Origin of the sequence: Oceanicella sp. SM1341 (genome assembly GCF_003448965.1) — a bacterium.
Taxonomy (GTDB): Bacteria; Pseudomonadota; Alphaproteobacteria; order Rhodobacterales; family Rhodobacteraceae; genus Paroceanicella.
In genome coordinates this window covers 66,922-80,872 of sequence record NZ_QRGC01000014.1, presented here as the reverse complement: position 1 = coordinate 80,872, position 13,951 = coordinate 66,922, and the positions used below count along the sequence as shown (strand labels likewise).

The window sequence follows — 13,951 nt, the reverse complement described above, 5'->3', positions numbered from 1 at the left end:
CGGACAGGGGGCGAGCGGACGGCGGCGGGCGCGCCGGCCTTCTGCGGGTCCGGCCCACGCAGGCAGCCCGCCGCGCCTCCCCGGGCGGGGCGGAACGCGGGCGGCAGGCTCGCCCCGGACACGGGCCATGGAGCGGGGAGAGCGGACAAGCGTGACGGAAAACTGGTGACCCCGGCGCGATTCGAACGCGCGACCTACCGCTTAGGAGGCGATTGCTCTATCCAGCTGAGCTACGGGGCCAACGGACACAGGGTTTACAGATGCGGGTCGATCCGGTCAACGCGAGAAGCCGGGAGGCGGCGCGGCAGGCGCCCCCGCCCGCGGCGCTGCTGCGCGTGCTGGAAGGGGCCGGCCTCGGCCCGGTGCGCGCCGGAGCCTTCGCGCCGACCACCGGTGGCAACACCAACCTCGTCTGGCGCTGGCAGGCGCGCGGCGGCGCGCTGGGCGTGAAACTGGTGCAGCCGGGGGCGGACACGCCGCTCTTTCCCAACGACCCGGCGGCCGAGTTTGCCGCCCTGCGCGCGCTGGAGGGCACCGGCCTCGCGCCGCGGCCCGTGGCGCTCTGCCCGGTCGGTGCCGGCCGGGCGGTCATCTACCGCTGGGTGGAGGGCCGGACCTGGGACGGCGCGCCGGAGCCACTCGCCCGCCTGCTGCGCCGGCTCCACGCCCTGCCGCCACCCGGCGGCCTGCGCGCGATGCCGGCCGACCCGCTGGCCCACGGTGCCGCGATGCTGGCCGGGCTGGGCAGCGACTCGCGCCGCGCCGCGCTCGAGGCCCGCCGGCCCGAGCACCCTCCCGGTCCCGCGGGCCCGGCGGTGTTCCTCCACGCCGACCCGGTTCCCGCCAACGTGGTGCTCACCCCCGAGCCGCTGCTGATCGACTGGCAATGCCCCGCGCGGGGCGAGGCGGCGGAAGACATCGCGGTGGCGCTCTCGCCGGGCATGCGCAGGGTCTACGGCGGCCCGCCGGTCAGCGCTGCCGGGGTGCAGCGTTTTCTCGAGGCCTACGCCGACCCGGCGGCCACGCGCCGCTACACCGCCCTTGCCCCGGCGCTGCACTGGCGCCTCGCCGCCTATTGCCTCTGGCGCGCCATGCAGGGCGGCCCGCTTGCCGAGGCCTATGCCGCCGGCTTCGAGGCGGAGCTCGCCGCGCGTTTCGTCTGAGGCGGGACGGCAGCGAGACCCGCCGGGCGTCCTGCCGCAGGAACGCGGGCGGCGGCATCCCGTCCGGACAGCCCGGCTCGGCCCTTCCGCCCGGGCGAGCAGCCCGGGCCGCGCCCGACCCTCCCCCCGGAAGGGCGCGTTGGCGATGTCGGTTGCCGCACAGTCCTCGTCCGGGGCTTTCACGATAAACCGCTGACCACGGGCGGGGGTGCGCCCACCCAGGGTCGGGCGCGGCCCTCGTCACCGGGCGTAAACCGGATCCTGTGTCGTTCGGGGGCACGGCAGGTTCGCGCTCGGCCTGGGCGCGCAGGGCGATCGGCGGTGCCGGGGGCCGCCGCTCCGGCGTTACCGGCGCTGGGGCATGGCGGTGGCAGGGCGCGGGGCGGGCCGGGGGAGGTCGGGCGCGGCGGTGTCGAAGTCGAAGGCCTCGAGCTTCAGCGCCCGGTTGCCGGCCTTGGTGGCGGAGATCTTGATCTCCTCCACGTCGCGCGCCGCCTGGTCGAAATGCCGGTCGAGGTTGCCCACCCGGTCGACGAGCCGCTCCATGTCCTTGTGCAGCAGGCCGAGCTCGCGGCGGATGGCGCCGGCCTGCTCGCGCATTCGGGCGTCCTTGAGGATGGCGCGCAGCGTGTTCAGCGTGGCCATGCAGGTGGTGGGCGAGACGATCCAGACGCGCAGCTCGAACCCCTCGCGCACCACCTCGGGGAAGGTGGCGTGCAGCTCGGCGTAGACCGCCTCGGAGGGCAGGAACATCAGCGCGCTGTCGGCGGTCTCGCCCTCGATGATGTAGCGCTCGGAGATGGCGCGCAGGTGGTGGCGCACGGCGAGGCGGAAGTCGCGCGCCGCCTGCTCGCGCTCGCGCTCGGTCTGCGCGGCACGCAGGCCCTCCCAGGCCTCGAGGGGGAATTTCGCGTCGATGGCGATGGTGCCGGGCGGGTTGGGCAGGTGCAGCAGGCAGTCGGCGCGGCGGCCGTTCGAGAGCGTGGCCTGGAGGGAGAAGGCGTCCGGCGGCAGGGCGTTGCTGACGATGTCGGCGAGCTGGATCTCGCCGAAGGCGCCGCGGGCCTGCTTGTTGGAGAGAATGTCCTGCAGGCCCAGCACGTCGCCCGAGAGCTTCTCGATCTTGGCCTGGGCGCGGTCGATCGCCTCCAGCCGCTGCTGCAGCTCGCCCAGCGAGCGCGCGGTGCGCGTGGCGGTGCCGTGCAGCGTGACCGACATGCCCTTCTGCACCTCCTCGAGGCGGCGCTCCATGCCCTCGGCCATGCGGGCCTGGGCGGCGGCCTGGGCCTCGGAGACGGCGCGCAGCCCGCCCGCGAGCTGCGACTGGCCCTCGTCGAGCCGGCGGATGGCGATGTCGAGCCCGGCCATCGCCTCGGCCAGCGCGCGGGCCTCGGCACCGCCGTCGCGGCGCGGGCGCAGCAGCAGGACGAGCAGCAGCAGCACCGCGGCGCCGGCGAGCACCAGGGGGAGGGGCAGGGTCTCGGGCAGGGCGGTCATCGGCGGCCGAAGAGCTTCTCGATCTCGGCGAGCGAGAGTTCCACCCAGGTGGGCCGGCCGTGGTTGCACTGGCCGGAATGCGGCGTGGCCTCCATCTCGCGCAGGAGGGCGTTCATCTCCTCCACCGTGAGGCGGCGGCCGGAGCGCACCGAGCCGTGGCAGGCCATGCGCGACATGATCGCCTCGAGCCGGCTCTCTAGCAGGGCGGAGGTGCCCATGTCGGCGAGCTCGTCGCCGATGTCGCGCAGCAGGGCGGCAGCGTCGCAGCGGCCGAGCATGGCGGGGGTTTCGCGCACGCAGATCGCACCGGCGCCGAAGGGCTCGATGGTGAGGCCGAGTGCTTCGAGCGCCTCGGCATGGCCGAGCAGGCGCTCGGCGTCCTCGGCCGACATCTCGACGATCTCGGGCATGAGCAGGGTCTGGGCGGCGATGCCGGCCCTGGCGTATTGCGCCTTGAAGCGCTCGTAGACCAGGCGCTCGTGCGCGGCGTGCTGGTCGACCACCACCATGCCGGTGGCGGTCTGGGCGACGATGTAATTCTCGTGCAGCTGCGCCCGGGCGACACCGAGGGGCGGCAGATCGGACGCGTCCTCCGGCCGGGGGCCGGCCGCCTCGGACGCCCCTTGCGGGGCGGCCTCGCCGGCCGGGCGCGGGCCTTCGACCCGCGCGGACCAGCCTCCGAGCTCGGCGAAACCCTGCTGGGCGGGGGGCTGCGGGGCCTGGGCCTGCCAGCCGGTGGCCAGGGCTTCGGCCGAGGGGCGGGGCGGGGGTGTGTAACCGCCGCGCGACGGCCAGGGGGCGGCGGGCCGGCCCTCGGGGCGGAAGGCGCCGAGGGCGGCGGAGGAGACCGTGGTCGCCGCCCGGTGCCCGGCGCCGGCGAGCGCGTGCAGCAGTGCGGAGACGATCAGCCCGCGCGCGATGCCCGGCTCGCGGAAGCGCACCTCGGATTTCGCCGGGTGCACGTTCACGTCCACCCGCTCGGGCTCGATGTCGAGGAACAGGGCGGCGGCGGGGTAGCGGTCGCGGCTGAGGAAGTCGGAATAGGCGGCGCGCAGGGCGCCGGTGAGCACCTTGTCCTGCACCGGGCGGCCGTTCACGAACAGGAACTGCTGCACGGAGGAGCCGCGCGAATAGGTGGGCAGGGCGGCGTAGCCGGTGAGGCGCAGCCCGTCGCGCTCGGCGTCGATGGGCAGGGCGTTCTCGGCGAAGCCGGCGCCGAGCAGGCTGCGCAGCCGGGCGAGGCGCGCGGCTGGCAAATCGCCGCTCTCGCGCCGGGCCTGGAAGGTCACCCGCCCCTCGCCGCCGCCCGAGACGTCGCGCAGGGTGAAGGCGGTGAAGGGGGCTGCGAGCGACAGGCGGCGCACGGTCTCGCTCACCGCCTGCATCTCCGAGCGGTCGGTGCGCAGGAACTTCAGCCGCGCGGGCGTGGTGTGGAACAGGTCGCGCACCTCCACCACCGTGCCGCGGGCGAGGGCGGCGGGGGTGACCGGGCCCATCTCGCCCGAGGTCACGCGCAGCTCCGCCGCCTCCGCAGCGCCCTCGGCCCGCGAGGTGAGGGTGAGCCGGGCCACCGAGCCGATGGAGGGCAGCGCCTCGCCGCGGAAGCCGAAGGAGCGGATGTCGAGCAGGTTGGTGCCGTCGATCTTCGAGGTGGCGTGGCGCGAGAGCGCGAGCGCGAGCTCGCCGGCCGGGATGCCGTGGCCGTCGTCGGTGACGCGGATCAGCGTCTTGCCGCCGTCGGCCACCGCGATGTCGATGCGCCGGGCGCCGGCGTCGAGCGCGTTTTCCACCAGTTCCTTCACCGCGGAGGCCGGGCGCTCGACCACCTCGCCCGCGGCGATACGGTTTGCCGCCGCCTCGTCGAGCTGGCGGATCTGCGGCAGGGCACGGCTTATCTTGGGGCTTTCGGCGTTCATGACACCATCTTTAGCTCCAATCGCGCGATTCCGCGAGAGCGAGATTTGCGGCGGGGGGCCTGTGCCGCCGCGGAAAAGGGGAGAGAGCGCCGGTCTCGCCGCTGGCTGCTCCGGTTTGAGGCAGGTGCCGGGGGAGAGCCCGTCCGGCGTGAGCGGCGCCGGGGACTTGCCGCGCCCCGGCCTGCGGCCGCTGCGAGCGCGGACACCGCCCGTCCCCGCTGCAGCAAACCCGCGGCCCGGCATTTGCGTCGCCCCCCCTGGTTCGGCCCCCGGGCCCGGCCCCGGCAGGGGCCGCGCCGGAGCGGCGCCCCGCCGCGACACGGGGGGTGCGAGCGGCCCGGCACGGGCCGGTCTCCGCCGGATCACGGCCGCTTGCAGCCCGCCGGCCGCTTCGCTACCGTCGCGCCGAACTCAGGGGAGACGGGATATGGACAGAGAGCTGCTCGGCGCGACGGCGAGTGAACTTGGCCGCGGCATCGGCACCGGCGAGATCGACGCGGAGGCGCTCACCGAGCTCTTCCTCTCCGCCATCGCCGAGCATCCGGAGGCAGCCCGCATCTACGCCCGCACCACCCCCGAGCGCGCCCGCGAGGAAGCCGCCGCGGCGGCGAAGCGCGCCCGCGCCGGCCTGCGCCGCGGCCCGCTCGACGGTGTCCCGGTGTCCTGGAAGGACCTGTTCGACACCGCCGGCATCGCCACCGAGGCCGGCTCCGCCCTGCTCGCCGGCCGCACGCCCGCGCGCGACGCGCTGGTTCTGGAGCGCGCCACCCGGGCCGGGCTCGTCTGCCTCGGCAAGACCCACATGTCCGAGCTCGCCTTCTCCGGCATCGGCATCAACCCGGTCACCGCCACCTCGCCGAACGTGAACTACCCCGACCGCGTGCCCGGCGGCTCCTCCTCCGGCGCCGCGGCCTCGGTGGCCTTCCGCCTCGCGCCGGCCGGCATCGGCTCGGACACCGGCGGCTCGGTGCGCGTGCCCTCGGCCTGGAACGACCTCGTGGGCTTCAAGACCACCCATGGCTGGCTGCCGCTCGACGGGGTGGTGCCGCTGGCCGCCGGGTTCGACACCATCGGCCCGCTCTGCCGCTCGGTGGAGGACGCGGGCCTGCTCGCCGCCATCATGGCCGCCGAGCCCGCGCCCGACCTCTCCGGCGCCCGGCTCGACGGGCTGAACCTGCTGGTGCTCGAGACCGTGGCGCTCGACGAGATCCGCCCCGAGCCGCTGGAAGGCTTCGAGCGCGCGGTCGCCCGCCTCGCCGAGGCCGGGGCGAAGATCACCCGCGGCGAGGTGCCCTGTCTCGCCGGTGCCATGGGCCTCTCCGCCTCGCTCTTCACCGGCGAGGCCTGGGCGGAATGGGGCGAGCTGATCGAGAGCAACCCCGACGTGATGTTCGACCAGGTGCGCGAGCGTTTCCGCGCCGGGCGCGAGGTGAGCGCCGCGCAATGGCTGCGCGACCGCAAGCGCATGATGGCGATCCGCGGCGAATGGGCCGCCGCCGTGGGCGGCTACGACGCCGTCCTCGTGCCCAGCTCCGCCATCCTGCCGCCGGTCACCGAGCGGATGATGGAGGACGCGGCCTATTACGTGCGCGAGAACCTGCTCGCCCTGCGCAACACCCGCATCGGCAACCTGATGAACGCCTGCGGGGTGACCCTGCCCACCGGCGTGCCCTCCTGCGGCATCACCGCCTTCGGCCTGCCGGGCCGCGACCGCGAGATCCTGCGCGTCGCCGCCGCGATGGAAGTCGCGCTCGGCGCCTGAGGCGGCACGAGCGGCTCACCGCCACGAGCGCATGGGCGGGGCCGGCCAGAGGGCCGGTGCCCGCGATGCGCGCCGCGCCGGCGGCCTCCTGCCCCCTTCGGGAAGCGTTCGCGCCCTGCCCTCGCCGGGGCCGGGCGACGATCAGGAGGCTTGCAGGCGCACGCCCCGCCCGGAGCGCGGGAGCACCGGCATGAAATCCCGGCCCGCGCGGGCGCGGGCATGCGGTCCCGCCCGGTCGAGGGCGCGTGCGGCGGTTTGCAGGCCCCCGCGCCGCTCATCACCGCGGGGGGCACATGGAAACCCCCGCGCGGCACGGGGCAGCGCGGGGGCATGGGCGCGGCGGGTCGGCCCGGCCGGCTTCAGTCCTCGCGCTTCTCGCGGTGGTCGCGGCGCGGGGCGGCCATGGCCTCGGCGAAGCGGCGGCGCGCGTCGGGCGACATGTCGGCGAGCACGTCCACCGCCTGCTCGTTGCCGTCGCTGAACATCTGCCCGAAGGCCTCGGACTGGCGCTGCAGGATCGCCCGCATCGCGTCGGCGTCGAACGCGTCGGCACGGAGGATGTCCTGCAGGCGCTCCCGGTCGCCGCGCGAGCGCTCGATGAGCGGCTGCATCTCGGCGCGCATCCGGTCGTTCATGCCGTCGAAATGCGCCCGGTCGTCCTCGGGCAGGTTGCGCAGCGCGTGGCGCAGGTTGAAGGCCATGAAGGGCGCGCCCCGCTCGTGCGGGGGCCGCACCAGCGCCCCCACCACCAGGCCGCCGATCACCAGGTTCGCGCCCAGCGAGACCGCGAGCAGGATCTTCACCCAGCGCGGGCTGCGGGCCGGGGATACCGTGTCGGACATGGTCAGATCTCCGGGTAGCTGTCGACGAGCAGGGCGAACTCGCTGCTGGTCTGCTCGTAGGCGAGGGTCATGTCGGCGCCGGTGAGCGTGTCGAGCACCGGCAGGTCGGTCACCGCATCGGGGCCGGCGAAGCCCACCCAGAAACCCACCGCCGCACAGGCGGCGAGCCCGGCCACCGCGCGCCAGCCGCCGAAGGCCCCGGCGAGCCGCGTCACGAGGCTGCCGCGCGGCGCCGGCGCCGGCGGCCGGGCAGGGGCGGCCCGCTCCGCCGCCACGTCGGCGGCATCGCCCAGCACCCGGGCGAGAAAGGCCTCCGAGGGCCCGGGCTCGGCCGCCCTGGCCTCGGCGAAAAGCGCCTCGAGCATCTCGTCCGTGCCCCGGTCCGGGGCGCCCGGCTGTCCGGTGTCCGCGCGGCTCATGCTACCCGATCCTTCTTCATGTCATCCATCATCATGTGCGACGCTCAGCGGAAGCCAAGCTCCTCCTGTCTCTCCGCGAGGGCTGCGGCGAGGGCGCGGCGCGCCCGGCCCAGAAGGCTCTCCACGGCTTCCACCGAAGTGTCCAGCACCTCGGAAATCTCGATGTTCGACAGCTCGTCGAAGTGACGGAGCTGCAGGGCGATGCGCTGCCGCTCGGGCAGCGTGCCGATGGCGCCGTGCAGCGCCGAGGCCCGCTCCCGCGCCTCCAGCGACTGCTGCACCGAGGGCGCGCCGTCGGAAACCTCCGGCGCGTCGTCGAGCGTCACACCGGGCCGGCGGCGGCGCAACCGGTCGGTGCACAGGTTCGACGTGACCCGGTAGAGCCATGTCGAGAGCTTCGCCTCGCCCGGGCGCCAGTCCGGGGCGATGCGCCAGAGCCGCAGCATGGCCTCCTGGGCCACGTCCTCTGCCTCGGCCTGGTCGCGCAGCATGCGCCGGGCGATGGCCAGCGCCCGGGGGGCGTGGCGCGCCGTGAGCGCCCGCGCGGCGGACTGGTCGCCCCCTGCATAGCGGGCGAGCAGCGTCTCGTCGCTGGTCTCTGTCGGGGCGGAGTCGAATGCCATGGTCATCTGGTCGGTTTCCCCGCGCGGCCCGGGGCCGGACCGCGCGGGGAGGGATCTTATTCGGACGGGCGGTCGTCATCAAACCCGCGGCCCATCGGGCCGTGGCCGGCATGCCCGCCATGGCCCCAGCGGCCGCCGTGGTGGCGCATCATCGCCGCCCGGCCGGCCTCGGCCTCCTCGGCGGTGACGGTGCCGTCGCCATCGGTGTCGAGCATGCGGAACATCATGTCCTCCCGGGTGGCGGGGGGCTCACCGGCCGAGATCACGCCGTCGCCGTTGCCATCGGCGCGGGCCATCATGAAATCGGCCATCTTCTCGGCCCGGCGCTGCAGGCGCTCGCGGCGCTCCTCCTCCATGCGCCCGGTGATGGCGGCCACCATCTCGTCGCGCGAGATCTCGCCGTCGCCATTCGCATCGGCGGCCTCGAAACGGGTCGTCCGGTAGGCCTCCATTTCGGCGCGGGTCACCGCGCCGTCGCCGTCGGCGTCCATCTTCTCGAACATCGCGGTGCCATGGTCGCGCGGCCCGTGTCCCTCCGGCCCCGGCCCCTTCGCGGAGACCGCGGTGGCGGCCAGCGGCGAGAGGGCGACAAGCAGGGCAATCGTGGCGCTCAAGGGAGTTTTCATCGTTTCTCTCCAGTATCCTGGCGGAACCCGTGTCGTTCCGGCCTGTGTATCTCTTCATACGCAGGCAGGCGGCGGCTCCGTCGCGGCGGGGGGCAGAAATCTCGCCGCCCCGGGGCGGCGGCCGCGAGGTACGAAACCATCGGCCGGGTCCGCGGGCCGCGCGGGCGCGACATGAGGGTATCAGGGGAGGGCATCAGGGGAGCGGCGCCACGCCCGGGTGGCGGGCCCCGCAGGGCAGCAGAGCGCGGGCGGGCGGGGCCTTCCGCCGCGCCGCGGCAGACCGGAAAGGATCGCGGAAAATGGCAAGGGCCGCATGCGCGTCATCCCGACGCAATGACACTCTGTCAGGGTCACAGTGCCGCGCGCGGCAACTATACCTCGCCCATGCGCGATGAGAGTTCAGCAACAGCCCTGCCGGTGGACGAGCGTCCGCTTCGCCCCGCCCTGGCGCGGGGCTGGAGGCGGCGTTGCCCGGCCTGTGGCGGCGGCACCCTGTTCAAGGGATACCTCACCGTGCGCCGCAGTTGCCCTGTCTGCGGCGAGGAACTGCACCATCACCGCGCCGATGACGGCCCGGCCTGGGCCACCATCGTGATCGTGGGGCACCTCGTCGCCCCGGTGATGCTCTTCGTCTATTCCACCTTCCGCCCCGCGCCCTGGCTGATGGCGGTGGGCCTGTCGCTGGGCTTCCTGTGCCTCACGCTCTACCTGCTGCCGCGCATCAAGGGCATGTTCGTGGCCTTCCAGTGGTCGCGCCGCATGCACGGCTTCGACCGCGACTGATTCGCCCGGACACGGCTGCGCCCGGCGCCCGGGCGGACGGGCGACTGGACAAGGCGCCGCCCGCGCGGCCATAGTCGCCGCAACCAGCCAAGAGGCCCCATGACCAGCCCCGAAGACACGCCCGCCCCGGCCCTGCCGGACAAGACGGCCATCCGCGACGCCGCGAGCGTGGTGATCGTGCGGCGTGACGGCGGGCGGGCCCGGCTGCTGATGGGCAAGCGCGGCGCGAAGGCCGCCTTCATGCCGAGCAAGTTCGTCTTTCCCGGCGGCGCGATCGACCCCGCCGACACCGCCCTGCCGGTGGAAACCCCGCTTGCCCCGCTGACCGCCCGGCGCCTCGCCGAGGCCGCCCCCGAGGGCGTGGGCGCGACCCTGGCCCGCACCGCGGTGCGCGAGATGTTCGAGGAGACCGGCCTCGCCCTCGGCCGGGCCGACGCGCGCGCCCGCGGGCTGGCCGATGCCGCCCCCGCGCCCTGGCAGCCCTTCCTCGCCCGCGGCCTGCGCCCGGCCACCGACGCGCTGCGCTTCATCTTCCGCGCCGTGACGCCCGAGGGCCGGCCCCGGCGCTTCGACGCGCGCTTCTTCCTCGTCGACGCGTCCGAGATCGCCGGCGACCCGGACGATTTCTCCGGCGCGGAGGACGAGCTCTCCGACCTCACCTGGCTCGACTTCGCCGAGGCCCGGCGGCTCGAGATGCCCTTCATCACCGAGATCGTGCTCGCCGAGGTCTCCGCCATCCTGCGCGAGGGCGGGGCCGACCGGCCGGCGCCCTTCTTCCATCACGACAATGAACGTTCCTGGTTCCGCGCCCTCTGAGGCGGGGGGGCACGCGACCGGCCTGCTCTGCGCCATCCTCGCGGTCACCCTCGCCGGCTTCGGCATCTCGCTCACCCATCCGCTCTTCGCGGTGCTGCTGGAGCGGCAGGGATACTCGGGCCTGGCCATCGGGCTGTCCTCCTCCTCGCTCGCCATCGCGATGCTGGCCGGCGGGCTGCTGATGCCGCGGGTCGTCGCGCGCACCGGGCTCATCCCGGTGATGGGCGCCGCGGCGGCCTGCTGCAGCACCACCCTGCTGCTGGCGGGGGCGATGGAGAGCTACTTCGGCTGGATCGTCACCCGGTTCTGCTTCAGCCTCGGCGCCACGGCACTGTTCTACGGCTCCGAGCTGTGGATCGTCTCGGCCGCGCCGCCGGCCCGGCGCGGGCTGTGGCTGGGCATCTACGGCTTCGTGCTCTCGGGCGGGTTCCTCTCCGGCCCGCTGCTGCTCAACGCGGTGGGCACCGAGGGCTGGCCGCCCTTCCTCTGGGCGGCGCTGATCATGGCCATGGCGGCGCTGCCGGTGATCGCGGGCGCGCGCCACGCGCCGCGGCATTTCGGCGCCTCGCCCGCCGGGGTGCTGGAGACGCTGCGCTTCTTCCGCACCGACCCCTCGCTGATCTGGGGCGTGGTGCTCTACTCCGTCTTCGAGTTCGGCGTGCTGGGACTGCTGCCGGTCTGGGGCCTGCGCATCGGGCTGGAGGAGGGGCTGGCCATCGCGCTCGTCGCCCTGGTGCCGCTGGGCAACATGCTGCTGGAACTGCCCATGGGCATCGCGAGCGACCGTTACCCCCGCCGCGTGCTGATGATGATCTGCGCGGCCGGCGCGCTTGCCACCGGCCTGCTGATGCCGCTGTGGGCGGGGTGGGAGGCCGGGCTCACCGGCCTTCTGCTGCTCGCCGGGGGCGTGGTGGTCGGGCTCTACGTGCTGCCGCTGGCCGAGTTCGGCGCGCGCTACAGCGGCGACGCGCTGTCACGCGCCAATGGCGCGGTGATCGTGGGCTACGGGCTGGGCGCGTTGCTGGCCCCCACCTTCCTCGGCCAGGCGATGGACCTTGCCGGCCCGCACGGCCTGCCCTGGGGGCTGGCGCTGCTGGCGGGCATATACCTCGCGCTGCTCGCCTGGCGGGGCCGGTCGCGCGGGGCATGACTCCGGCGCCGGAAAACACGTGTGGCGCTTGACTCTCGCCGGCGGGGATGCAATTAGGCGCGCAGGAATTTTCGTGCCGTCGCGCATCAGCGCGTGTGCGCGCTATGTTGGATGTGCCCGCAGGGGCCTGAGGAGACGGAACAATGGCGAAACCGACCACTGTTAAGATCCGCCTGAACTCCACCGCGGGGACCGGGCATTTCTACGTGACCAAGAAGAACTCCCGCACCATGACCGAGAAGATGTCGGTGCGGAAGTACGACCCGGTCGCGCGCAAGCACGTCGAGTACAAAGAAGGCAAGATCAAATGATCTCGCCTCGTTGATGCCTTCGGGCATCAAACTTGAAGGGCGGTACCTCCGGGTGCCGCCGTTTTGATTCCCGGGGCTCTCAGCTGCCGAGGCCGCGGCGCAGGCCGGCCAGCACCTCGGCCAGCAGCATGCGGTGATGCGCCGCCCGGCCGTGCGAGGCGCAGAGCGGGGCGTCGGGCTCCTCCTCGGCCAGGATGGCGGCGCCGCGCGGGGTGCAGAGGGCGAAGGCGTCGAAGCGCCCGGCCTCGGGCAGGGTGACGGTGTCGAGCCCGGGCAGGCGGCCCAGCAGCGGCGTGGCGTCGAGCGCCGGGGGCCGGCTCTCCGCCGTGCCGAGGCTGATGGCGGTGAGCGGCAGGGAGATGCCGCGCAGGCTCTCCGGGGTCATCAGCGCGGCGAACTCGGGGTCGACCAGCACGCCGGCGCGCAGGCGCGGCTCGGGTGTCACCTTCGCCAGCGGGCCGAGCTCGGCGGCATGCAGGTCGAGCCCCTGCGCCGCGAACCAGCCGCAGTCCATCGCGCGGCCGGGCGTGTCGCAGGCGCCGCGCAGGCCCTCCGGGTCGAGGCGCGCGCCCGCCAGCGCCAGCACCGAGGTGCCGCCGAGGAACAGGCCCACCGCGCCGATGCGGCTCTCGTCGACATGGGGCGCGAGGGCGGGGTCGGCCAGCAGGCTGTCGAGCGCGGTGCGCAGGTCGTCCGGGCGCAGCCAGATCTCGGCCAGCGCCGCCTCGGCGCTCGCGGGCGCCGGCGGGCGGATGACCGCGACGATCATCCCCTCCGCCGCGAGGCCGCGCGCCAGCCAGTCCGCCATGTGCGGGGCCGAGCGCAGCCCGCCATGCGAGACCAGCACCAGCGGAAAGCGCCCCTCGGCCAGCGGCGCGCCGAGCCGGGCCGGGGTGGCGCGGAACACCGGCGTGCCGCCCGCCTCGCCCGGGGTGCCGCCGGGCCCGGCCGGGTACCACAGGCTGCCGTCGAGGCGCGCGCCCCGCGCCGGTGACGGCACCTCGAGCGGCCGCATGCCCACCGGCTCCCCGGCCCGGGCGTGGCCCGCGGCGAGGGAGGCGATGAACAGGAGCAGGGTGAGAAGGGCCCGGGCTGAGGGCATCGGCAGTCTCCGGCGGGGCAGGCAAACGGAAAAGGGCCGGGGAAGTGCCCCCCGGCCCTCGCGTGTCTTCAGCAGTGCGGCGCGATCACTCGCGGTTGCCGAGGAACTGCAGCAGGAACATGAACATGTTCAGGAAGTCCAGGTAGAGGTTCAGCGCGCCGGAGATGGCCATCTTCTCGGCCACGGCCTCGCCACCCGGCTGGGTGCGCACCTGCAGGTAGGAGTTCTTGATGTTCTGCGTGTCGAAGGCGGTGAGGCCCGCGAAGAGCAGCACGCCGATGATCGAGATGGCGAAATGCAGGCCCGGCGAGGCCAGCCAGATGTTGATGATCGACGCCACGAGGATGCCGATCACGCCCATCACCAGGAAGGCGCCCATGCCCGACAGGTCGCGCTTGGTGGTGTAGCCGTAGAGCGACAGGCCGGCGAAGGCGATCGCGGTCACGAAGAAGGTCTGCGCGATCGAGATGCCGGTGAAGGCCGCGAAGATCCACGAGATCGACAGGCCCATCAGCGCCGCGAAGCCGTAGAACACCATCGTGGCGGTGGAGGTGGACATGCGGTTGAGCATGGCGCCGAAGGCGAAGACCACCGCGAGCGGGGCGAACATGATCACCCATTTCAGCGGCGAGAAGAACAGCGCCGCGATCACCGAGGAGGGGATGACCGAGGTCTGGACCGAGGCGGGGTCGATGCCCTGCTTCATCGCGTTGATGACCACCGCGGCGTCGGTGCCGACGATGTAGGCGATGACGCCGGTGATCACCATGGCGATGGCCATCAGGCCATAGACCTTGTTCATGTGTGCGCGCAGGCCCGCGTCGATTTCCGCGGACTGCACCCCGGCAGTTGTCCGCCGGATCGTTTCAAACTGAGCCATTCGGCACTCCCTTTTTGGTTGACTGGTGTCTGTCTGGTGTCGAATTGACCCGCAGGCGCGG

Annotated in this window: 14 protein-coding genes and 1 tRNA gene; 6 read left to right on the top strand and 9 right to left on the bottom strand. The window is 73.9% G+C overall.

All coding sequences use genetic code 11. The features are described 5' to 3' along the window. Window positions 1-163: 163 nt before the first annotated feature. Window positions 164-240, bottom strand: a tRNA-Arg gene (locus D3P35_RS14130). Window positions 241-260: 20 nt separating this feature from the next. On the opposite strand from D3P35_RS14130, the gene D3P35_RS14125 reads away from it, so the two are divergent. Beyond that, entirely contained in the window at window positions 261-1,163 is a 903-nt protein-coding gene (locus tag D3P35_RS14125) for a phosphotransferase family protein (protein WP_118135384.1), read from the top strand. 345 nt (window positions 1,164-1,508) lie between these two features. Here the strand turns inward: D3P35_RS14125 and D3P35_RS14120 are convergent, their stop codons facing one another. Both D3P35_RS14120 and mutL read right to left on the bottom strand, forming a co-directional pair. Continuing rightward, entirely contained in the window at window positions 1,509-2,660 is a 1,152-nt protein-coding gene (locus D3P35_RS14120) for a DNA recombination protein RmuC (protein WP_118135383.1), read from the bottom strand. After that, window positions 2,657-4,576: a DNA mismatch repair endonuclease MutL gene (gene mutL, locus D3P35_RS14115; protein WP_118135382.1), complete on the bottom strand. Its 1,920-nt coding sequence runs from the start codon at window positions 4,574-4,576 to the stop codon at window positions 2,657-2,659. Before mutL ends, D3P35_RS14120 begins: the two co-directional genes overlap by 4 nt. Window positions 4,577-5,003: 427 nt before the next feature. Here mutL and D3P35_RS14110 point away from each other — a divergent pair, with 427 nt between their 5' ends. Then, the gene (locus tag D3P35_RS14110; RefSeq protein WP_118135381.1) at window positions 5,004-6,338 is read left to right on the top strand and encodes an amidase; all 1,335 of its coding nucleotides are present in this window, start codon (window positions 5,004-5,006) and stop codon (window positions 6,336-6,338) included. Between the two features lie 359 nt (window positions 6,339-6,697). Here the strand turns inward: D3P35_RS14110 and D3P35_RS14105 are convergent, their stop codons facing one another. The 4 genes from D3P35_RS14105 to D3P35_RS14090 are packed head-to-tail and all read right to left on the bottom strand — an operon-like array spanning window position 6,698 to window position 8,848. Next, entirely contained in the window at window positions 6,698-7,180 is a 483-nt protein-coding gene (locus D3P35_RS14105; protein ID WP_118135380.1) for a periplasmic heavy metal sensor, read from the bottom strand. 2 nt (window positions 7,181-7,182) lie between these two features. Further along, window positions 7,183-7,599, bottom strand: coding sequence for a hypothetical protein (locus tag D3P35_RS14100; RefSeq protein ID WP_118135379.1), 417 nt, complete (start codon window positions 7,597-7,599; stop codon window positions 7,183-7,185). A gap of 44 nt (window positions 7,600-7,643) precedes the next feature. Further along, the gene (locus D3P35_RS14095) at window positions 7,644-8,228 is read right to left on the bottom strand and encodes an RNA polymerase sigma factor (protein WP_118135378.1); all 585 of its coding nucleotides are present in this window, start codon (window positions 8,226-8,228) and stop codon (window positions 7,644-7,646) included. 50 nt (window positions 8,229-8,278) lie between these two features. Then, window positions 8,279-8,848 (bottom strand): EF-hand domain-containing protein, encoded by a 570-nt coding sequence (locus D3P35_RS14090; RefSeq protein ID WP_118135377.1) that lies wholly within the window; start codon window positions 8,846-8,848, stop codon window positions 8,279-8,281. 384 nt (window positions 8,849-9,232) lie between these two features. On the opposite strand from D3P35_RS14090, the gene D3P35_RS14085 reads away from it, so the two are divergent. The 4 genes from D3P35_RS14085 to rpmG all read left to right on the top strand — a co-directional run bounded on the left by D3P35_RS14085 (window position 9,233) and on the right by rpmG (window position 11,908). Then, complete coding sequence (locus D3P35_RS14085; protein ID WP_118135423.1) at window positions 9,233-9,631, top strand: DUF983 domain-containing protein; 399 nt, start codon at window positions 9,233-9,235, stop codon at window positions 9,629-9,631. Window positions 9,632-9,730: 99 nt separating this feature from the next. Beyond that, window positions 9,731-10,447, top strand: coding sequence for an NUDIX hydrolase (locus tag D3P35_RS14080; protein WP_118135376.1), 717 nt, complete (start codon window positions 9,731-9,733; stop codon window positions 10,445-10,447). Next, window positions 10,419-11,597 carry an MFS transporter gene (locus D3P35_RS14075; protein ID WP_118135375.1) on the top strand — a complete coding sequence of 393 codons (1,179 nt, stop codon included), beginning with the start codon at window positions 10,419-10,421 and terminating at the stop codon, window positions 11,595-11,597. The genes D3P35_RS14080 and D3P35_RS14075 overlap by 29 nt, the downstream gene beginning before the upstream one ends. A gap of 143 nt (window positions 11,598-11,740) precedes the next feature. Beyond that, window positions 11,741-11,908, top strand: coding sequence for a 50S ribosomal protein L33 (gene rpmG, locus D3P35_RS14070; RefSeq protein ID WP_118135374.1), 168 nt, complete (start codon window positions 11,741-11,743; stop codon window positions 11,906-11,908). Between the two features lie 79 nt (window positions 11,909-11,987). Here the strand turns inward: rpmG and D3P35_RS14065 are convergent, their stop codons facing one another. Beyond that, window positions 11,988-13,010 (bottom strand): hypothetical protein, encoded by a 1,023-nt coding sequence (locus D3P35_RS14065; RefSeq protein ID WP_118135373.1) that lies wholly within the window; start codon window positions 13,008-13,010, stop codon window positions 11,988-11,990. A gap of 85 nt (window positions 13,011-13,095) precedes the next feature. Then, window positions 13,096-13,890, bottom strand: a complete 795-nt coding sequence (locus D3P35_RS14060; RefSeq protein ID WP_118135372.1) for a Bax inhibitor-1/YccA family protein — start codon at window positions 13,888-13,890, stop codon at window positions 13,096-13,098. Between the last annotated feature and the right edge of the window lie 61 nt (window positions 13,891-13,951).